Genomic DNA, 20,211 nt, shown 5'->3' on the forward strand with positions numbered 1-20,211 from the left:
CTGAAGGCTTCATCCAGTTTTCGGACGTATTCGAGGCCACCTAAACCGTCTACACCGATGAATGCACCTTCACTTAATTCCTGAAGAACATAAACGGCTCTCATATCTCCCCCTTATTTCAGGCTGTCTTTCGGATCGGGGCGGGCTTTCACTTTGAGGTTTTTCAGGTTGAGTTGCGGCTTGCCTGATTTGAGTTCCATTTCCAGTTCAAGCTCGCAATCAACGGGGAATTTGTATTCGCGCAATCCTAAGTAATTGCTGCTTTTGCCGTAGTTAAGTTCGGTTACGTTCAAGCCGCATTCGTTTTCGGCATCACTGGGAACGTCCATCAATACGCGGACTTTGCAGGTGTCGAAATCGCGGCCTTCAATCGTGCCTTTGAACTGTTTGGCGCCAATCAGGGTTGCTTTTTGTACGAACATGGTTACTACTCCTTTTGTGTTATCGTCTGATGTGCCGGACAGGGCATTTAGCCGCTGTATCCGCAGACGGGGTTAAGAAACTTTTCTGAAACGCAGTCGATTTTTAATAGTTCGGCGAAATACTGGCCGGGATGGACAGCTTTAGGCACACCGGCTTCAGGATTAAATATTTTCAAAATCTCTTCGGTGGATTTGCCCAGTTCAAGCAGCATGTTGATTGCACGGCTGCCCTGCATGCGCAGGTATTTGATACTGTGCTCAATACCGGCTTGCACCATGCGTTGCTTAATGGCGATTTTTTTGGGTTGGCTTTGGGCGAATACGCCGTTTTCGCCAAACAGGCGGTTTAATTCGGGATATTGGGCGGAAAGGTAGTCGCCGGGATGAATTACGACATCCAGCGGAATGATTAAATCGTTACTTCTCAATTCGAGTTCGCAACGTACCCAAGGGCTTTCAGCATCGCCGAGCTGACGGCCTTTTTCGTAAAAACGGAGCATGCGGGAAGATAGGCGGGTACCGACATAGAGGGTTCGGCCATGCTTGGTATCGTTGTACCAATCATCCCCTTCGAGACGGAGCTTGGGTTGGGTGAAAGAATTGTTGAATGCGCCATTGCGGTAAGCGGTCAGGGCGTCATTTACGCTGTATTCGCCGCTTAGGAAGTCATGGGCTAAATCAACGCGGGTATAGCGGAAGCCAATAACTTCATCCATTTGGGAAAAGTTATAAAGGCGTTGTTCCCAGCCGTCTTTTGCGGCATTGAGGCCGGTGGCGGTCAGTTCTATGCAGATGGTGGATTCGTTGGAGGGGTTGATTCCGCCACCGATGCAGAGAATGCCGTAACTGGTTTCATGATTGCCGAGGTTGTAGCTGTCGCTGTAAAAGTTGGCGGATTTTTCGCGGTCATGGGATACGCCGAAACCGAAGATTTCATGCAGATGGAAAGAAAGCATGCCGACAATTTCTTCCTGTTCTGCCTCTTCACGGTCAAACAGGCGGAGCAGGCTGACTTTTTCAAGTACGAAAGTCAGTTGGTCGATGAAGGCACAATGGCCGTTCGTTCCCCGTCTGAAGATTTCTTCAACGGCTTTGCCTTTGCGGATAACCAAACGGCGGTATTTTTCGCTCACAGCACGCGATTTTTGTAAGTCATCCCCTGTTAGTCATCCCCTGTTAGCGTGGGGGGTGCCAATCGGGCGGCTTTAATATCCACGCCCCAGCGCTCTTTCATGCGCCGTTCGAAGGCGTCATAGGCCGCGTTGCGTTCGGCGTCGCGCTGGCGCGCTGCCGCCAACCGCTCCGCGGCCTGCCGCCGCTGTTTCTCGCCGTTGATTTTTTCAATACGCTCTTCGATACGATACATGATTAGACCGCCTGTTCCATCGGGGGGAGGATTTGTTCAAATTCCGCTTCGGTTACGTTGCGGAAGAAGGGGAGCTGGAGTTCTACGGAATCAAGGATGAATTGGCCGTAGATGTCTAAGAGGGTTTGCAGGCGGTCAGCAGGTTCGTTTTGGTCTATGACTTCGGCGAACAAGATGTAGCTTCTGTCTGCTGTGATATTGAGGGATACAGTGAGTTCGCAGAATAAGCCATCTTCGGGGCGGCCTATGGTGGCGGTGATGTTGGGATAGGTGGGAAGTTGGTAAGACATGAAAAAAGCTCCTTTGAGTTAGCTTGATCAAAGAGAGCTAGTCCAGCCTTATGTTAAGATAATGCCTGCTTGGCAAAGATACCGTCAGGACTAGCCCCCGACGGCGGAAAATATATAAGGCTACCTGAAAATATCCCGCCCATGCGGCAGATATTTTTCAGGTAGCCTCTTCCCCTATTGCAATCAAACCCTAATCCAACAGCGCCATCAGCAGCAGCATCAGCACAATCAGCGCCAGCCACATATTCTGCCGCTGCTGGGTGCGCACCAGGTGCAGATAAGCGTCGCGCATTTCCTGCTGGCGCGCCTCGTCCACCAGCATATTCAGTTTGCGCGGCAGGGCGGGCAGGATTTCCGCCCAATCCGGCGCTTCCTGCTTCAGGTTGCGCCATAAGGCCTTCACGCCCACCTGCTCGTGCATCCAATCCACCAAAAACGGCTTGGCCGTGGCCCACAAATCCAACTGCGGGTCGAGCTGCCTTCCCAGCCCTTCGATATTGAGCAGGGTTTTTTGCAGCAGCACCAGCTGCGGCTGAATCTGCACGTTGAAGCGGCGGCTGGTTTCAAACAGGCGCATCAGCACCAGGCCGAAGGAAATCTCGGCCAAAGGCTTGTTGAAAAACGGCTCACACACGGCGCGCACCGCCGCTTCCAATTCTTCCGGCCGCGTATCCGCCGGCACCCAGCCGCTTTCGATATGCGCCGTGGCCACGCGGTGGTAGTCGCGGTTGAAGAAGGCAAGGAAATTGATGGCGAGATAGCGCTTGTCGTAATCCGTGAGGCTGCCCACAATGCCGAAATCCAGCGCGATGTAGCGGCCTTCATCGTCCACCAGGATATTGCCCGGGTGCATATCGGCATGGAAAAAGCCGTGTTTGAATACTTGGGTGAAAAAAATCTCCACGCCGTAGCGCGCCAGCCGCTGCAAATCGATGCCGCGCTGCCGAAGCGTGGCGATGTCGGCAATCGGCGTGCCGTCCATCCACTGCATGGTCATCACGCTTTCGCTGCAATAATCGTAATACACCTGCGGCACGCGCAGCATGGTGCTGCCACTGAAATTGCGCCCGATTTGGCTGGCGTTGGCAGCTTCGCGCAGCAAATCCAGCTCGTCGTGCAGATATTTGTCGAACTCGGCCACCACTTCGCGCGGGCGCAGGCGTTTGCCGTCCGGCAGCAGCCTTTCCAGCAGCCGCGCGGCGGTGCGCATCAGCGCCAAATCCTGCTCGATTACCGGCTCCAAGCCCGGCCGCAACACCTTCACCGCCACTTCTTCGCCGCCAAACAGCCGCGCGCGGTGCACCTGCGCCACCGAAGCCGCGGCCACCGGCTCGGCTTCAAATTCTGCATAAATCTCTTCCAGCGGCCGCCCGAGCGAGCGCTCAATCTGCCGCCGCGCCAAATCCGCATCGAAAGGCGGCACCTTGTCTTGCAGGCGGCTCAGCTCCAGCGCATAGGCCGCCGGCAGCAAATCCGGCCGGGTGGAGAGCACCTGCCCGAGCTTCACAAAAATCGGCCCCAGGCTCTCCAGCGCCAGCCGCACGCGCACCGGCAGCGGGGTATCCCGCATTTTGCGCGAACGCGGCAGCAGCCGCACCAGCCAATGCGCCCTGGCCCGCGCGGCCAGCAGGTCGGCCAGCCCGAAGCGGTATACGGTTTTCATGATCACAGCCAAGCGGCCAAGCCATTTCATAGCGGAAATCCGGAGTGTAGGTGGAAAGGGAAGCGATTATAAAACAAAGCCTGCGGCGGGGCAGCAGGCGGTTTGACGAAAGCTTGGGCGGCACGGCGATTTATTTTTCAGGTAGCCTTTGCCGCGCATGGAGGCTACCTGAAAATTGGCTACCTGAAAATTTGAGAAGCACAGCAAAGAGGAATCTCGGCTGCTGCATTTTTCAGGTAGCCTTTGCACGCCGTGAAGGCTACCTGAAAACGCAAGTTCACACCTAGCCCACTTTCAAGCCCGAGCCGGTGCGGTAAAACTGGCCGTTGCCCACATAATGCAGCGTTTTCAGCCCGTCCGGCACGCTGTCGAACAGCCAGCGGCCGTCGGCATACACGCGGTCATCCGCCCAGGCGGCGGCCACTTCGCCGATAAACAAATCATAGCTTTGCTGGTTGTGCGGCTCGGGCAGCAGGCGGCAAACCAGGTAGGCGGCACAGCCCTTCACCAGCGGCACATCGAAGTCTTCCTGATAAAACAGCTCCGCGCCGCAGTCGGCCAGCTTGGCCGGATTGCGTTTACGGCTCTGGCTGCCCAGCGCCATCACCATTTCGGCCTGCCCGGCCACCGGCACCTGCACGGCAAACCAGCCGCCCTGCTCCACCAGGCCGCGCGTGAACGCGCCTTTGTCGAGCACCACGGTCAGGCGCGGGGGCGCATAATCCAGCGCGCACGACCAGCCCACGGCCATCACGTTGGCCGAGCCGCCGTGTTGGGCAGACACCAGCACGGTGGGGCCGTGGTTGATGAGGCGGGTGGATTGGGAGAGTTCGATGGGTTGGAGCATGATTTTCCTTTATTGCAGAGTGGTTTCAAATAAAACGGTAGGCTACCTGAAAGCGCGGCGGTTTTCTGCAAAGCCAAAATGAATTTGCGGCTTTACCGCTATTTTTTTCAGGTAACCTCTCCGCGCCAAAAGGCTACCTGAAAAATCATCCCGCGCGCTATTCGGTGTCGGCAATCTCGAACACTTGGCGCAGGTAGGCAAGGAAGGTGTTGTTGCTGCTCATGGTTTTGCCGGGGCTGTCGGAGAGCTTGGCCACGGATTGGCCGTTGCATTCCACCAGTTTGAGTACGATGTTGAGCGGGGTGTGGCCCATGTCGTTGGTGAGGTTGGTGCCGATGCCGAAACTGGTTTTGAAGCGGTCTTTGAAGTATTGGTGCAGCGCCCAAGCTTTTTCCAGGTCGAGGCCGTCGGAGAAGGTGAGCATTTTGGTACGGCTGTCGATTTTGAGCTTTTGGTAGTGGGCGTAGGCTTTGTCGCCCCAAATATAGGGGTCGCCGCTGTCGTGGCGCAGGCCGTCGAAGAGTTTGGCGAAATAGAGGTCGAAATCGCGCAGGAAGGCGTCCATGCCCACCACGTCGGTGAGCGCGATGCCGAGGTCGCCGCGGTATTCGCGCACCCAGCTTTCGAGGGCGGCTTTTTGAAAGTCGCGTAGGCGCACGTCGAGCGCTTGGAAGGCCTGCATGAATTCGTGCGCCACGGTGCCGATGGGGATGAGGCCGAGCTTTTTGGCGATGAATACGTTGCTGGTGCCGCGCAGGCAGCCGGGGGCGGCTTGGTTGAGCGTGTGCACCACGTGCTCCTGCCAAGCGAGGTTGTAGCGGCGGCGGGTGCCGAAGTCAGACACGAGGAAGGGCGGGTCTGCGGGATCTTCGGCTGCGGCGTAGCGGCGCAGCAAATCGGCCTTGGCTTGCAGGCGGCGCTCGCCTTCGGCCAGCACTTCGGGGGTTTCCAGGCGGCGGAAGTAGAGCTCGTTCACAATCGCCAGCACGAATATCTCGAAGAACATGGCCTGGATAATCGGCCCTTCCACGCGGATGCAGAGGCGGTGTTCCTCATCCACAAATACTTTGATAAAGCGGCGCTTGAGCTGGAACAGCTCGAGATAATCGACAAAATCGCTTTTGATGAAGCGCAGGCTGCGCAGGTAGTTGAGCTCGCTCAGGGTGAAGCGCAGGGTGCACAGGGCGTCGAGCTCTGCTTCGAGCTCGCTGCGGATGTCCACCAGCGGGTAGACCAGCGCATCGAGGTTGCGGCAGCGGAATTCATACACGCCGTGCGCCTGCGGGAATTGGTGCAGCACCACTTGCAGCATGGTGAATTTGTAGAGGTCGGTGTCCAGCAGGGAATGAATGATGTGCGGTTGCATGGCTGCTCCGTGAGTGTGGGTGATGAAGGAGAATGCTCATTTGCGGATGGTTTTTAGCTTCGCAGAAACTCAGCTTGGGCTGAGCTAAAACATCGCTTTCAGGTAGCCTTTGCAGACTGCCCCTTAAGGGTGTGGCATTAAAACACGTTTTGCCGCTTTCAGGTAGCCTGCCGCATCAAGCCGAGCCGTTTTCGGGTATTATACCTGCCAACGCGGTTTTTTGCTCCGCTCTTGTTTATTTTGCCAAATTTTTGCCCAAACCAACGCTATATGAAAAAACTCGCATTGCTCAGCCTTATCGCCGTATCCGGCCTCGCCGCCGCCAACACGCCCCTGCCCGATTTCTCCCCCGTGGCCGAAGGGCAGCACGTGGTCATCAACATCCCGCAGATGCGGCTGTTCCTTTATGAAAACGGCCAGCTGAAAAATGCCTACCCCGTGGCCGTGGGCAAAAGCCGCACCCGCACTCCGCTGGGCAACTACCAAATCGGCTCCAAGGCCTACAACCCCACTTGGACCATCCCCGCCAGCATCCGCCACGAACGCGCCGCCGCCGGCATGCCCGCCATCACCAGCATCCCGCCCGGCCCCAGAAACCCGCTCGGCCCGGTATTTGTGCGGCTCGGCCCGCCGCGCCTCGGCCTTGGCATCCACGGCACCAACGCCCCCGGCAGCGTGCCCGGCATCCGCAGCCACGGCTGTGTGCGCATGCACAGCAACAACGCCCTTCAATTCGCCCGCAGCGTGCACACCGGCGCCAACGCCGCCGTGATCTACCAGCTGGCCAGCCTCAACGCCGACGCCGGCAACCACCTCTGGCTCGCCACCTATGCCGACCCCTACCAGCAGCGCAACCTCAACACCGCCGCCCTGCGCCAAAGCATCGCCGCCTGGACGCAGGCCAAAGGCCTCACCACCAACGAAGCCCGCCTCAACGCCGCCCTGCGCAGCCGCAACGGCCGCCTCGTGTGCATCACCTGCAGCCCCGGCAACGCCAAAGTGCAGGGGCAGCTGCAATCCCTAGCCTGGCAAGGCGGCATGGGCGAATTGAGCCAGCCGCAGGCCGTGTCGGCCCCCGCCGTGCAGCAGCCGGATGAAATCCTGCCCGAAGGCAGCGCCGTGGAAGCCCTCACCGACGGCGCCGGCAGCACCGAAACCCCGATTCCGGCAAGCAACGCCGCCACCCCGCGCCGTCGCCCCAACATGGTCAAGCAAATAGAGCATCCTCTTCCGGCCACACCGGTGCAACAGCCACACGCACCAGATGTATCGCTGTCCGACAGCCTGTTGTGAGAAAAAACAAACCTGCCGCTATGCTGATAACGGCAGGTTTCATTTTTCAGGTAGCCTCCAAGTGCATACAGGCTACCTGAAAACATTAGCCTCAACGTAAACAAGAACCACCACTTCCTAATCCATCCAGCCCTACTCCCCAAGCCAAACCGTTCACAACACGCTATAATCCCGCCTGCATTTTTCAGGTAGCCTCATCCCGCCAACCCAGGCTACCTGAAAACCCAGCAAACCAACAACCCGTGCCCCGCGCACCTGCTCGCCGCCTGCCATCAGGCCGCCTGACACAGAAAGACCGCAACCCATGAAACCCACCATCGCCCTAGTCGGCCGCCCCAATGTGGGCAAATCCACCCTGTTCAACCGCCTCACGCGCACCAAAGACGCGCTGGTGCACGACCTGCCCGGCCTCACCCGCGACCGCCACTACGGCCACGGCAAAATCGGCAGCAAGCCCTATCTGGTGGTGGACACCGGCGGCTTCGAGCCTGTGGTGGACAGCGGCATTTTGCACGAAATGGCCAAGCAAACCCTGCAAGCCGTAGACGAAGCCGACGCGGTGATTTTCCTGGTGGATGCGCGCACCGGCCTCACCCCGCAAGACAAAATCATCGCAGACCGCCTGCGCCAAAGCCCGCGCCCTGTGTATCTGGTCGTGAACAAAGGCGAAGGCGGCCGCCGCGACGTATTGGCCGCCGAATTTTACGAGCTGGCACTGGGCGAGCCGCATGTGATTTCCGGCGCGCACGGCGACGGCGTGTACTATCTGATGGAAGACGTGCTGGAAAACTTCCCCGACGCGGAAGAAGAAACCGAGCAGGCCAAACACCCCGTGTTTGCCGTTATCGGCCGCCCGAACGTGGGCAAATCCACGCTGGTGAACGCCATTTTGGGCGAAGAGCGCGTGATTGCGTTTGACATGGCGGGCACCACGCGCGACAGCATCCACATCGATTTCGAGCGCGACGGCAAGCCCTTCACGATTATCGACACCGCAGGCGTGCGGCGGCGCGGCAAAGTGGACGAGGCGGTGGAGAAATTCTCCGTGATTAAAGCCATGCAGGCGGTGGAAGCGGCGAACGTGGCCGTGCTGGTGCTGGACGCGCAGCAGGACATCGCCGACCAAGACGCGACCATCGCCGGCTTTGCGCTGGAAGCGGGGCGCGCGCTCGTCATCGCCGTAAACAAATGGGACGGCATTTCCGAAGAGCGGCGCAACAGCATCAAAAAAGACATCGAGCGCAAGCTGCACTTCCTCGATTTCGCCAAATTCCACTTCATCTCCGCGCTGAAAGAGCGCGGCATCGACGGCCTGTTTGCCAGCATCCAAGCCGCCTACGACGCAGCCTTCATCAAAATGCCCACGCCCAAAATCACCCGCGTGCTGCAATCGGCCATTGAGCGCCAGCAGCCCGCGCGCGCCGGCCTGGTGCGCCCCAAAATGCGCTACGCCCACCAAGGCGGCATGAATCCGCCCGTGATCGTAATCCACGGCAACTCGCTGCAACACGTGGCCGACAGCTACACCCGCTACCTCACGCAAACCTTCCGCAAGGCCTTCAACCTGCAAGGCACCCCGCTGCGCATCCAATACAATATTTCCGACAACCCCTACGAAGACACGGCGGAAAAAACCAAAAGCAAGCCCCTGCGCCGCACCACCCTGAGCAACCGCATCGCCAAGCGCGACGAAAAAGCCCGCACCAAAGCCAAAACCAAAAAACGCCAAGTGAGCGTGAAAAAGCGGCAAGGTTAATTGCCGCATAAACCTGAAAAGGCTACCTGAAAACCAACCGCAGGCCGGGCATTCATGCCCGGCAACCCAAACCAACACCATAAACCAACCCAAAAGGCTACCTGAAAATCCCAAACCCGTTTTCAGGTAGCCTCCCAGCAAACCCGACACCATGCCCAACACTCCGCAAAACATCATCGTCGGCCTTTCCGGCGGCGTCGATTCCTCCGTTACCGCCCACCTGCTCAAGCAGCAGGGCCACCAAGTGCGCGGCGTTTTCATGCAAAACTGGGAAGACGACGACAACGACGAATATTGCAGCATCAAGCAAGATTCCTTCGACGCCATCGCCGTGGCCGACATCATCGGCATCGACATCGACATCGTCAATTTCGCCGCCCAATACAAAGACAAAGTCTTCGCCTACTTCCTGCAAGAATACCAAGCCGGCCGCACCCCCAACCCCGACGTGCTCTGCAACGCCGAAATCAAGTTCAAATGCTTTTTAGACTACGCCATCGAGCAAGGCGCCGAAGCCATCGCCACCGGCCACTACGCCCGCAAAGAAGTGCGCAACGGCAAGCATTATCTGCTCAAAGGCCTGGATGCCAACAAAGACCAAAGCTACTTCCTCTACCGCCTCCAGCCCCATCAGCTCGAACGCGCCCTCTTCCCGCTCGGCCACCTCGAAAAGCCCGAAGTGCGCCGCATCGCCGCCGAAGCCGGCCTGCCCACCGCCGCCAAAAAAGACAGCACCGGCATCTGCTTCATCGGCGAGCGCCCCTTCCGCGAATTCCTGCAAAAATACCTGCCCACCCATGAAGGCGACATGGTTACGCCCGAAGGCAAAGTGGTGGGCAAACACGTCGGCCTGATGTTCTACACCCTCGGCCAGCGCAAAGGCTTGGGGATAGGCGGCGCCGGCGAGCCCTGGTTTGTGGCCGGCAAAGATTTGGCCGCCAACCGCCTCATCGTGGTGCAAGGCCACCAGCACCCGCTATTATTTTCAGGTAGCCTCAACATGAGCCAGCTCAGCTGGACGCTGCCTGAAAACCCCGGCGACGTCCGCGGTAACCGCCCGCCAGAAGGCCGCTACACCTGCAAAACCCGCTACCGCATGGCCGACGCGCCCTGCGAACTGCGCTATCTGGATAACGACCGCGCCGAGCTGCGCTTCGACAGCCCGCAATGGGCGGTTACCCCCGGCCAGTCTGCTGTGCTGTATGATGGCGAAGTGTGCCTGGGCGGCGGCATTATCGACCATGCCGTGATTGCCGGATAAACCACCCTGCCGAACAAACTACCCACAGAACACAAACCGGCTACCTGAAAATCAAGCGCCCTTTCGCGCCGCAAATATTTTTCAGGTAGCCTCTATCAAGGAGACCAAATTGGAAAAAATCTGGCTGCAAAGCTATCAAGAAGGCGTGCGCCCCGAAATCGACGTGCGCCGCTACGGCTCAATCTGCGACGTGTTCAGCGAAACCGTTGCCCAATACGGCAACCGCCCCGGCTTCACCAACTTCGGCACGGTGCAAACCTATGCCGAAACCGCCCGCCTGGCCGAACAGTTTGCCTCCTACCTGCAAAACGTGCTCAAGCTGGAAAAAGGCAGCCGCGTGGCCGTGATGATGCCCAACCTGCTGCAATACCCCGTGGCCGTGTTCGGCATTTTGCAGGCCGGCTGCATCGTGGTAAACGTAAACCCGCTCTACACCCCGCGCGAGCTGCAACACCAGCTCAAAGACAGCGGCGCCACCACCATCCTGGTGCTGGAAAACTTCGCCCACACCCTCAGCCAAGTGGTGGCCGGCACCCAGGTGCAGCACATCATCCTCGCCTCGATTGGCGATTTGCTCGGCTTTTTCAAAGGCACGCTGGTTAACCTGATTGTGCGCTACGTGAAAAAAATGGTGCCGCCCTACCGGCTGCTCGGCGCCGTCCGCTTCAACCGCGCGCTCAGGCAGGGCGCGGCGCACACCTTCCGCCACGTGCCCATCACGCTGAAAGACACCGCCTTCCTGCAATACACCGGCGGCACCACCGGTGTATCCAAAGGCGCCATGCTCTCGCACGGCAACATCTGCGCCAACATGCTGCAAGCCGAAGAGTGGATTCAGTCCAACCTCTCCACCGAAGGCGAGCTGGTGGTTACCGCGCTGCCGATGTACCACGTGTTCGCGCTCACGGTAAACCTGATGATCTTCACCCGTATCGGCGCGCAAAACCTGCTCATCACCAACCCGCGCGACATCCGATCCTTCATCAAAGAGCTGAAGAAATACCGCGTGAGCGTGCTGCCCGCCGTGAACACCCTGTTCAACGCCCTGCTCAACCATCCCGACTTCCGCAGCGTGGATTTCTCCAGCTGGAAACTCTGCCTCGGCGGCGGCATGGCCGTGCAGGAAAGTGTGGCGCAGCAGTGGAAAGCGCTCACCGGCCAGCCCATCGTGGAAGTGTACGGCCTCACCGAAGCCAGCCCCGGCGTGTGCGCTAACCCGCTCAACATCAGCGAATACAACGGCACCATCGGCCTGCCCGTGTCCAACACCGACATCGAAATCCGCGACGAACACGGCAGGCAGGTGCCGATAGGCGAAATCGGCGAGCTGTGCATCAAAGGCCCGCAAATCATGCAGGGCTATTGGCAGCACCCCGAAGAAACCGCCGCCGCGCTCGATGAAAACGGCTTCCTCGCCACCGGCGACATGGTGAAAATGGACGAAAAAGGCTTCATCAAGCTGGTGGACCGCAAAAAAGACATGATTGTGGTGTCCGGCTTCAACGTGTATCCGAACGAAGTGGAAGAAGTGGTCACCCGGCACGCCATGGTGCTGGAAGCCGCCTGCATCGGCGTGCCCAGCAACAAAACCGGCGAAGTGCTGAAGCTGTTTGTGGTGAAAAAAAACCCGGCCCTCACCCGCGAAGAACTCATCAGCTTCTGCCGCCTCCAGCTCACCGCCTACAAAGTGCCGAAAGACATCGAATTCCGCGATGAGCTGCCCAAATCCAACGTGGGCAAAATCCTGCGCCGCGAATTGCGCGAACAGGCCTAAGCAAGCAAACAACGGGCAGACCAGCCATCACGGCCAATCTGCCCGTTGCTTTGAGGCTACCTGAAAAGGCTACCTGAAAACGATGTTTGGGCGTAGCCCAAGCTGAGTTTCTGCGAAGCTAAAACGCAGGCAGCGCAGCGAAGTTTCTGCGAAGCTAAAGCGCAACAACGGCGTTAAAACTCATTTATCAGGCAAGAAACCGTAACCCTCTTCCAAGGAGCACCGAAATGGATTTATACGCAGCAGTCGAACGCAAACTGAACGAACTGGAGATTCCGTTTGAAATCGTCGAACACGAGCCCGCCCTCAGCACCGAGCAGGCAGACAGCTTTATCGAAGGCATCGAAGGCGTGCGCACCAAAACCATGTTCCTCACCAACAAGAAAAAAACCGCCTATTACCTGGTCATCATGGACGATAAAAAACAGCTCGACATGGAGCGTTTCAAAGAGCTGGTGCAGGAAAGCCGCATCAAAATGGCTTCCGCTGACAGCCTGCTGGAAAAAATGCAGTTGCCACCGGGCGTGGTTTCCCCGTTCGGTTTATTAAACAATCCGAAACGAGACATCCAAGTGTATTTCGACCAAGCCATCATGGCCGAAGCCCGCATGAGTTTCCACCCCAACACCAACGAAAAAACCCTCTTCCTAGCCACGCCGGATCTGCTCAAATTCCTCCAAGCCATCGGCTATCAGTCGCATATCGTCGAACTCTAGGCCAGCAAACGGGCAGGGCCGGCCACCATGGCCAATCTGCCCGTTGTGTTGAGTGAACAAAGGTAAAGCCAATTTACAAGCGCGGCGCCACCAAAGCCCCGCCACCCATCTTCTGATGCCAGTCAAAACATTCAGGCTACCTGAAAACACAATCCTCCTTCATAACAAACGCTTCAGGCTACCTGAAAATCCCCTCCCCCACCCGAACTATTTCAGCCACGCCATCCCTGTAGTAGAATCCATTCTCGTTTACCAACAAGCTGCCCAACCCGGCACCCCACACCATGCCCGCCACCGCCGAAACCACCCCCATCCAAACCATCCGCTGGCCCGCCCGAGAAGCCGCGCCACAGGCCTTTCCCGAAAGGCAGGCGCTAATGCCGATTTGGGGCGGCATCCCTGTGCCCATGCCGCAATGGCAGAAACTCTGGCAAAGCCAAATCGCCCGTTCGCTCGATGAAGACGGCCTGGCCTACATCCACATCCCCTTCTGCGCCAACCACTGCGTGTTCTGCGGCTTCTACCGCAACGCCTGGAAAGAAGAGCACGGCGGCGCGTACGTGGACAAAGTCATTGAAGAACTCGAAACCGAAGCCCGGCAGCGCACCGGCAGCGGCAAAATCCAAGCCGTGTATTTCGGCGGTGGCACGCCCACCGCGCTGTCCGCGCCCGACCTCGCCCGCCTTGTCCGCGCCTGCTATGAATACCTGCCGCTGGCCGACGACTGCGAATTCACCCTCGAAGGCCGCATGAGCCATTTCGGGCTCGACAAAGCCCGCGCCGCCATCGAAGCCGGCGTAAAACGCATCTCCATCGGCATCCAAACCTTCAACACCGCCATCCGCCGCCGCCTCGGGCGCAAACACAGCGGCGAAGAAGCCTATGGCTACCTGAAAGAACTGTGCGGCCTTGATGCCGTCATCGTGGCCGACCTGATTTTCGGCCTGCCCGGCCAAACCGACGACATCTGGGCGCACGACATCGAACGCGCCGCCTCCCTGCCGCTCTCCGGCCTCGACACCTACGCCTTCAACTGCTACCCCTTCCTGCCCATCAACCGCATGATTGAAAAAGGAGCGTTCCCGCCGCCGCTAGGTTTTGACGTGCAATCAAAACATTATGCCTACGCCGTGCGCGAATTGGCGCGGCTCGGCTGGCAGCAGGTGAGCAACAACCATTTCGCCTACCCCGGGCGCGGCGAGCGCAACCGCTACAACACGCTGGTCAAATCCAATATGCCCTGCCTCGCCTTCGGTTCCGGCGCGGGCGGCAACTTCGGCGGCTTCAGCTACCAGGTGCAGAGCGATTTGGAAGGCTACCTGAAAAATCCGCAAGGCCGAAAAGCCCTCTCCTTCATGAGCCGCCACGGCCGCCACAAAGCCCTACTCGGCCAAGTGCAGCACGACATCGAACTCGGCCGCATCAACACCCGCCTGTTTGACGGCAACGCCGAAGCGCAAACCCTGCTGCACCAATGGCAACAGGCCGATTTATTGGAAATCCACAAGGACGGCCAAGCCGAACTCCACACCAGCGGCCGCTACTGGTCGCCCACCCTTACCCGCAAACTGATGATGACCCTCCCACCCGACGAAAAGGAAACCACCATGCAAAAACTCTCCGCCGAACAGCAAACCGTATTGCGCAACTCGCTCGCCGACAACCCCGGCCAAATCCTCGAAATGCTCGCCGGCCAGCACCAATGCAGCTTTGAAGACGTCATCAACTGCCTGCCCGAAAACCTCGTGAAGAAAACCGAAGGCAGCCGCTTTGTCGAAATCATGCAGGCACTCGCCGGCTGGAACGAAGCCGTTACCTTTATCGCCCACACCCCCGACGTGATTGCCGAAGTCACCGGCAAAATCCCGCACGGCAAAATCGGCCGCGGCTTCTACAACTTCGAGCACGCCGAAGAAGGCGGCATCCACGGCCATATCTACTACGAAAACTGCGCCGCCATCTACCTCATCGAACGCCCCTTTATGGGCAAATCCACCGTATCGCTCAACTTCGTGAACCGCAGCGGCAGCGCCATGTTCAAAATCTTCGTCGGCCGCGACGAAAAAGGCGAGCTGAAACAAAACCAAATCGAAGCCATGCGCGCCCTGTTCGCCTGAATCCGCCCGAGCGTTAAGGCTACCTGAAAACCAAAGTGCAGGCTGGCTGAAACACCCGAAGCAGCCTGCACCCATTCCCAACACCACCCCAAACAGGAGCACCGCCATGCTGATGATATTCGGCGCCAACGGCCCCAGCGGCCGCCAACTCATCCACCAGTTAAGCCGCCTCGAACGCGAAACCGCCGTCGCCGCATTAAGGCTGCCGGAACAACAATCCGATGAATTTTTCGCCCAACACCACATCCAAACCACCGTTGCCGATGCGCTCGACGCAGAAGCCGTCGCCCAAGCCGTGCAACAATTCCAACCCGACATCGTCGTCAGCTTCATCGGCGGCAAAAACGAACAAGGCATCCGCAGCGACGCCACCGGCAACCTCCACCTCATCCGCGCCCTCGAACAGCACGCCCCCCAAGCCCACCTCATCCTCATCACCAGCATGGGCTGCGGCGAACAATTCCCCCTGATGAGCGATATGTTCAAACAAGCGCTGGGCGAAGCCGTGGCCGCCAAAACCGAAGCCGAAACCGCCCTGCGCCAAAGCCAACTGGCCTGGAGCATCCTGCGCCCCTGCGGCCTCGCCGACGGCGACAGCACCGCCTACCAGCTGCACGAACAGCTTCCCGCTATCCCCCGCCAATACATGACCCGCGCTGCGCTGGCCGCCGCCGTGCGCCAAATCATCGACGAAAGCGGGCACGAAGGCAAAGCATATTCGGTGACTTCCGCATAGGCTGTTTCAGATAAACACATAAAAACAAAAGGGCTGACGTAGATTAGCAGCTATGCTAGGCTACGAAAATGCAAATAATCAATTGTAAACTAAGTGGGAAAATACAAAAGAAACTGCTCGAGTTTTTGTACTCGAAGTTACCGCCCGTGCCGCTGCTGATATTTTGGGCATACAGCCCAACTCTGCTATCCTGTTCTACCACAAAATCCGCCAAGTCATCAGCCATCATCTGGCACTGGCGGCCGATGAAATTTTCGCCGGCCCGGTCGAATTGGACGAAAGCTATTTCGGCGGACGCCGCAAAGGCAGGCGAGGACGTGGTGCGGCAGGCAAGGTAGTGGTATTCGGCATCCTGAAACGGCAGGGACGGGTCTACACTATTGTGGTGGATAATGCCAAGTCTGAAACATTGATGCCTGTAATAAAAAGGAAAATTATGCCGGACAGCATTGTCTATACCGACAGCCTGAGCAGTTACGACAAGTTGGGCGTGAGTGGTTTTATCCATCACCGTATTAACCATTCCAAGGAATTTGCAGACCGTCAAAACCACATTAACGGCATTGAGAATTTCTGGAATCAGGCAAAACGTGTCTTACGCAAATACAACGGAATCGACCGCAAATCTTTCCTGCTGTTCTTGAAAGAATGCGAATTTCGGTTTAACTTCGGTACACCGTCCCAACAGCTTAAAATCCTGCGGAGATGGTGTGGAATTTAGGGCTAATCTACGTCAACCCCAAAATAAAATTAGGCAAACAATTTGTCTATTGTTTGCCTAATTCACTGCTTAGACAGTATATTGCGACATGCCGTCTGCATCTACTTTCTCAGTTAGCCTGCCTCTCTTTCCCATCCAAGCACTAAACCTACTAGTGGCGGAAGCTACGAATTAAACCAGCTGCACCACCCACTACGCCAATGGCCGCAGCACCTGTCGTCAAGTTTTCACGTACTGCGCCATGAGCGTTGGCACGTTTTTCACGTTCCAATGCCAATTCTTCTGAAACGTTCTGGCGCTGACGGCGATGTTGATCAAGCTGGGCACGGCTGATTTGTGCAGAAGCACGGTTACGACCAGCGTTAATGGCAGCGTTATCATCCCCGATTGCATAGTTCCCCACAGAACCACCGGAGGCGCAGCCAGCTAAAGCGATAATTAATGCTAAAGGCAATGCAAACTTTTTCATTTTCAAACTCCTAAAAGTGTAAATACAAACAAGCTAACAGCCTAACTGGCATTACCGGAAATGATAGTAGATATGCCGGCTGCCTTGGTTGGCACGACGAGTGGCATTGGCTTCATCCATCAGCTCCTGCCTGCGTTCCCTACGGAACTCTGCCCGTTCTGCCCGTTCTGCCCGATCAATTGCCCTAGCACTAGCTGCTATCTCAGCAGGAGAACGAGTGTCAACGAACTTCTGCTCGCCATAAGCGCAACCACCCAGCAGCAAAGCTGCCGTTACCATCATCATTAATTGACTTCTCATGTCACACCTCCCTTTCTTAAACTGACCTAGAATCTTTACTCAAACTTACTTCTTGATTACATTGTAAAATTGCGCGCACCCGCTGTCAAAAAATTATGCTTACTATTTGTAATATTTAGGATAAAATCTTAACAATCCGCCCCAAAAAAGCATGTGCTTCAATGCTTACATACAGTCTAACAAACTTTTTCCAGCACTTATTTTTGCCTTAAATTTGCCACTCCCACATCTAAGCTTATGGTTTTCCACACAGCCTCAAAATCAGCTGCCAGAACATTTTCCATATCGCAATATCATCGCCAGAATCGGCAAAACTGTTTAATCTAAAACAGAATCGCCCAATTTTAGAGGCATATATGCAACATTATGCTTTAAGCCATCCACCACTCCTTTACATGAGGCTACCTGAAATTCCCAGCCCATCAGAATCCCTATTTCGCCGCATAGAAATTTTGTGCCGCAATGCTTTCAAGCAAACGCATGAGATGTAAATAAAAACTGCCCGGAAGCCCCTGTTTCGGCCAAGCCAAAACTTTTCAGGTAGCCTCAAACACAACAAAAGATACCGTAATCGAAAGTCAAGAACTTTTTAAAAACGCAAGCAACATTAAGGCTGCGGTAGCCATCGGCTGCCGCTTTTTTGCAACACTTCAGACTGCTGTTTTACGCTGGTTTGTGCCGATTCTCGTCAAACGGCTGGCCGGATTTGATGACGGCGTAAGCGTATTTGATAATTTTGCACATCATCAAGACGTAAATTTGCTTGGGGTGTTTGCCCTGTTTCAGCTTTTGTTCAAACCAAGGCCGCCAAAGTTTGCTCCTTAGGCAGGCTGCTCGGGCGGGATAGTAAAATGCTTTACGCACCATCTTATCGCCCATTTTGGATATCTTGACGTATTTCACGCTTGTGCCGGAATCTTTGATAACCGGAGACAAGCCTAAATAGCTGATCAGTTTCTTTGAGTTTTCAAATTTATCTATATCGACCAGTACGGACAAGAGCCATGCGGCGGTTGTTTTGCCTACGCCGCTGATGGTTTGTAATAGCTGTTGGTTATGGCTTAATTCTTTATCCGAATCTATCAAATCTTGTATGGCTGTTTTGCAGCTTGCTATCTCGTTTTGTATGGCGTTGATTATGGTATCTATACCGGATTTGATTACCGGATCGGATACTTCTTTTCTGTTGCTTTCCATATTGAGCAATACGTTCAATTGTTCTATCCGCCTATTTAATGCCTTTAGATTCTTGCGTTTTTCTGATAAGGGCTGCCATAAAGGCGGGTTTTCGCGCTGACAGTAGTCGGCTATCAGCTTAGCATCCTGTTTGTCGGTTTTGGTGCGCCTTAGCTTGTATTCGGCATACAGTTTGATAGACAAGGGATTAACTACGCTGATTTTTATTGCTGCCTCATGTAATGCGTTGGCAACGGGCAGATAGTAAACGCCGGTATATTCGCAGCAGGCATGAATCTCCTTGCTTTGTTGCTGATAGTTTTTTATGCGCTCAATCAATTTTTCTATTCCCGCTTGATTGTTCATGACCCGAATAAAATCATCTTGACCATTGAAATATGCGTCTATAGTCAATTTGGATATATCTAATCCAAGGGCGATTTGCTGCATGGTTCAATCCTTATATTGTGTCTGTAGACAAAGATACCGTATTGATTTTGTGCATAAGTAAAGCCGCATCCGCCAATCTTTTGTCATGCCTGAACGGCAAGGCTATTTGTAGGCGTGATGCGGCTTTATGCTTTAAGCAAGATTTGAGCCAGTTAGATTTAATATTCTATTGCGTTTATTTTTGTCGGAAGATGCTGCCGAGCTTGGCCACGGAGTTAAAAGAGACGAGGAAGGCCACCGCGCCGAGCAACTAATTCAGGGCTACCCCTAGGCCGCCGATATACATGATTTGGACGGCGGAGAGCGGGGCGGCGGAAAGCTGGCTGGTCAGGGCGTTAATCAGTTGGGTTTGGAGCAGGTTTAAGCCGGTGTAGGAAATAGCGGAAATACCCAGCGCCATGATGATTTTACCTGCTAGGGTAGTGAGAACGGCGGTAAACATTCCGGCAAGGGTTTTGCCCATGATGGTTTCCTTTCCTAACGTTTATTGAGTGCGCCGAATACCATCATGAAAGAAACGGTCATGGCCATCATGATGATAAAGGGGCGGGCTTTGCGGGCGGTATCGCACATCGGTTCGTAGCTCATTCTTTGCTGTGTTCCGGCTATGCTGAATGAGGTAGGAGCGGGACAGGCGGCATCGGTGTTGAAGATACTGACCGGGGATAGGGCGATATTGATATTTTGCTGCGGTAAGACGACATCTTGATAGTCGGTAGAGCCTATCGGGGCGCACATCATGCTATTGGGGTTTTGGGCGCAAATATCGGGCTTTTCGGCGGTACTGCCTTCCTTCTGCGGACGGGTATCCTGCTGACCCTGTTGATGCTGGCTGGCAACTTCGGCACGGGTGGGGGCTTGGCTGCTGTTGGCGACCAAATCAGGGCGCTGAATGGTGTTTTGGGTGATGCTGCCGTTATTGTTGATGATGAATTGTGTTTGTTGGGCTTGGTTTGCGCCTTCAGGGGTGTAGGGTTGGGTTAGGAAGGTGTTATCTGCAGGGCTGCCCATGACCATGCTTTGCGTGTTGCCGGGACCGATGACACCGGCGCCCCATAAAGCATTAATCAATTCGGTATGGTTGCGGTTGTTGTCGTTTAAAAGCTGCTCCATCAGGCGAACCATATCGGCTTCTTTAGGCATGATTTCGGCAAGCTGGGGGGGGCATGGCTTAAATTCCAGTTTTTCAAATCTTGTTCCGTTGCCTTCTCCGCGGTTATGGTAATCCACGAACCGGCTTGCAATCGCGGGCTAATTTCAACGCTGCCCAATCTAAACGGCCAGCTGACGTTATCGTTATTTTTCCGCTGCATTAAAATGCCTTCAGGCCAAGACCCATTGCATTGCCACTGGCATAATTGAAGGGAGCAGCACGGAAAACGGTGCATGAATCAATTTCGCTACCGTCAATTTCGCCTTTAAAACGGGTTACGCCCATGATGATGGCGCGTTCGAAAAGGGGCTGTTGTAATTTGCTGAAATCCATTT

General features: G+C 55.8%; 20 protein-coding genes and 1 pseudogene. 8 read left to right on the forward strand and 13 right to left on the reverse strand.

Going from position 1 to position 20,211, the window contains the following annotated elements:
- Window positions 1–113: 113 nt before the first annotated feature.
- The 7 genes from LG371_RS08840 to pncB form a co-directional block, all read right to left on the reverse strand.
- Window positions 114–422: a hypothetical protein gene (locus tag LG371_RS08840; protein ID WP_225748294.1), complete on the reverse strand. Its 309-nt coding sequence runs from the start codon at window positions 420–422 to the stop codon at window positions 114–116.
- A 47-nt stretch (window positions 423–469) separates the two neighbouring features.
- A complete protein-coding gene (locus LG371_RS08845; protein WP_225748295.1) occupies window positions 470–1,555 on the reverse strand; it encodes a replication initiation factor domain-containing protein in 1,086 nt (361 codons plus the stop codon).
- A gap of 29 nt (window positions 1,556–1,584) precedes the next feature.
- Window positions 1,585–1,788 (reverse strand): hypothetical protein, encoded by a 204-nt coding sequence (locus tag LG371_RS08850; protein ID WP_225748296.1) that lies wholly within the window; start codon window positions 1,786–1,788, stop codon window positions 1,585–1,587.
- Between the two features lie 2 nt (window positions 1,789–1,790).
- The gene (locus LG371_RS08855) at window positions 1,791–2,078 is read right to left on the reverse strand and encodes a hypothetical protein (RefSeq protein WP_225748297.1); all 288 of its coding nucleotides are present in this window, start codon (window positions 2,076–2,078) and stop codon (window positions 1,791–1,793) included.
- A gap of 190 nt (window positions 2,079–2,268) precedes the next feature.
- On the reverse strand, window positions 2,269–3,771 hold the full coding sequence (ubiB, locus tag LG371_RS08860) for a ubiquinone biosynthesis regulatory protein kinase UbiB (protein ID WP_225748298.1): 1,503 nt from the start codon (window positions 3,769–3,771) through the stop codon (window positions 2,269–2,271).
- A gap of 253 nt (window positions 3,772–4,024) precedes the next feature.
- Entirely contained in the window at window positions 4,025–4,588 is a 564-nt protein-coding gene (locus LG371_RS08865) for a flavin reductase family protein (RefSeq protein WP_067594744.1), read from the reverse strand.
- Window positions 4,589–4,745: 157 nt separating this feature from the next.
- A complete protein-coding gene (gene pncB, locus LG371_RS08870) occupies window positions 4,746–5,954 on the reverse strand; it encodes a nicotinate phosphoribosyltransferase (RefSeq protein ID WP_225748299.1) in 1,209 nt (402 codons plus the stop codon).
- Between the two features lie 270 nt (window positions 5,955–6,224).
- Here pncB and LG371_RS08875 point away from each other — a divergent pair, with 270 nt between their 5' ends.
- From LG371_RS08875 to LG371_RS08910, 8 genes and pseudogenes are all read left to right on the forward strand, one after another.
- Entirely contained in the window at window positions 6,225–7,247 is a 1,023-nt protein-coding gene (locus LG371_RS08875; protein ID WP_225748300.1) for a L,D-transpeptidase, read from the forward strand.
- 304 nt (window positions 7,248–7,551) lie between these two features.
- Complete coding sequence (gene der, locus LG371_RS08880) at window positions 7,552–9,003, forward strand: ribosome biogenesis GTPase Der (protein ID WP_067594736.1); 1,452 nt, start codon at window positions 7,552–7,554, stop codon at window positions 9,001–9,003.
- 151 nt (window positions 9,004–9,154) lie between these two features.
- Window positions 9,155–10,264, forward strand: a complete 1,110-nt coding sequence (mnmA, locus tag LG371_RS08885) for a tRNA 2-thiouridine(34) synthase MnmA (protein ID WP_067594733.1) — start codon at window positions 9,155–9,157, stop codon at window positions 10,262–10,264.
- Window positions 10,265–10,373: 109 nt separating this feature from the next.
- On the forward strand, window positions 10,374–12,038 hold the full coding sequence (locus LG371_RS08890; RefSeq protein WP_225748301.1) for an AMP-binding protein: 1,665 nt from the start codon (window positions 10,374–10,376) through the stop codon (window positions 12,036–12,038).
- Between the two features lie 227 nt (window positions 12,039–12,265).
- On the forward strand, window positions 12,266–12,754 hold the full coding sequence (locus LG371_RS08895) for a prolyl-tRNA synthetase associated domain-containing protein (protein WP_225748302.1): 489 nt from the start codon (window positions 12,266–12,268) through the stop codon (window positions 12,752–12,754).
- Window positions 12,755–13,038: 284 nt separating this feature from the next.
- Complete coding sequence (gene hutW, locus LG371_RS08900; RefSeq protein WP_225748303.1) at window positions 13,039–14,871, forward strand: heme anaerobic degradation radical SAM methyltransferase ChuW/HutW; 1,833 nt, start codon at window positions 13,039–13,041, stop codon at window positions 14,869–14,871.
- Window positions 14,872–14,977: 106 nt separating this feature from the next.
- On the forward strand, window positions 14,978–15,607 hold the full coding sequence (locus LG371_RS08905; RefSeq protein ID WP_067594721.1) for an NAD(P)-dependent oxidoreductase: 630 nt from the start codon (window positions 14,978–14,980) through the stop codon (window positions 15,605–15,607).
- Window positions 15,608–15,675: 68 nt separating this feature from the next.
- Window positions 15,676–16,328, forward strand: a pseudogene (locus LG371_RS08910) (IS1595 family transposase).
- A 151-nt stretch (window positions 16,329–16,479) separates the two neighbouring features.
- Here the strand turns inward: LG371_RS08910 and LG371_RS08915 are convergent.
- The 6 genes from LG371_RS08915 to LG371_RS08940 form a co-directional block, all read right to left on the reverse strand.
- The gene (locus LG371_RS08915; protein WP_082890648.1) at window positions 16,480–16,797 is read right to left on the reverse strand and encodes an NGK_0946 family protein; all 318 of its coding nucleotides are present in this window, start codon (window positions 16,795–16,797) and stop codon (window positions 16,480–16,482) included.
- 51 nt (window positions 16,798–16,848) lie between these two features.
- Entirely contained in the window at window positions 16,849–17,097 is a 249-nt protein-coding gene (locus LG371_RS08920) for a hypothetical protein (protein ID WP_067589348.1), read from the reverse strand.
- Between the two features lie 663 nt (window positions 17,098–17,760).
- Complete coding sequence (locus LG371_RS08925) at window positions 17,761–18,723, reverse strand: IS110 family transposase (RefSeq protein ID WP_225748304.1); 963 nt, start codon at window positions 18,721–18,723, stop codon at window positions 17,761–17,763.
- A gap of 250 nt (window positions 18,724–18,973) precedes the next feature.
- Window positions 18,974–19,186: a DUF2523 family protein gene (locus tag LG371_RS08930; RefSeq protein ID WP_225748305.1), complete on the reverse strand. Its 213-nt coding sequence runs from the start codon at window positions 19,184–19,186 to the stop codon at window positions 18,974–18,976.
- A 14-nt stretch (window positions 19,187–19,200) separates the two neighbouring features.
- Window positions 19,201–19,953, reverse strand: a complete 753-nt coding sequence (locus tag LG371_RS08935; RefSeq protein WP_225748306.1) for a virulence factor TspB C-terminal domain-related protein — start codon at window positions 19,951–19,953, stop codon at window positions 19,201–19,203.
- An 82-nt stretch (window positions 19,954–20,035) separates the two neighbouring features.
- A complete protein-coding gene (locus LG371_RS08940) occupies window positions 20,036–20,209 on the reverse strand; it encodes a hypothetical protein (RefSeq protein WP_225748307.1) in 174 nt (57 codons plus the stop codon).
- Window positions 20,210–20,211: the final 2 nt, after the last annotated feature.

Source organism: Eikenella sp. Marseille-P7795 (genome assembly GCF_916618725.1).
Classification (GTDB): domain Bacteria; phylum Pseudomonadota; class Gammaproteobacteria; order Burkholderiales; family Neisseriaceae; genus Eikenella; species Eikenella longinqua.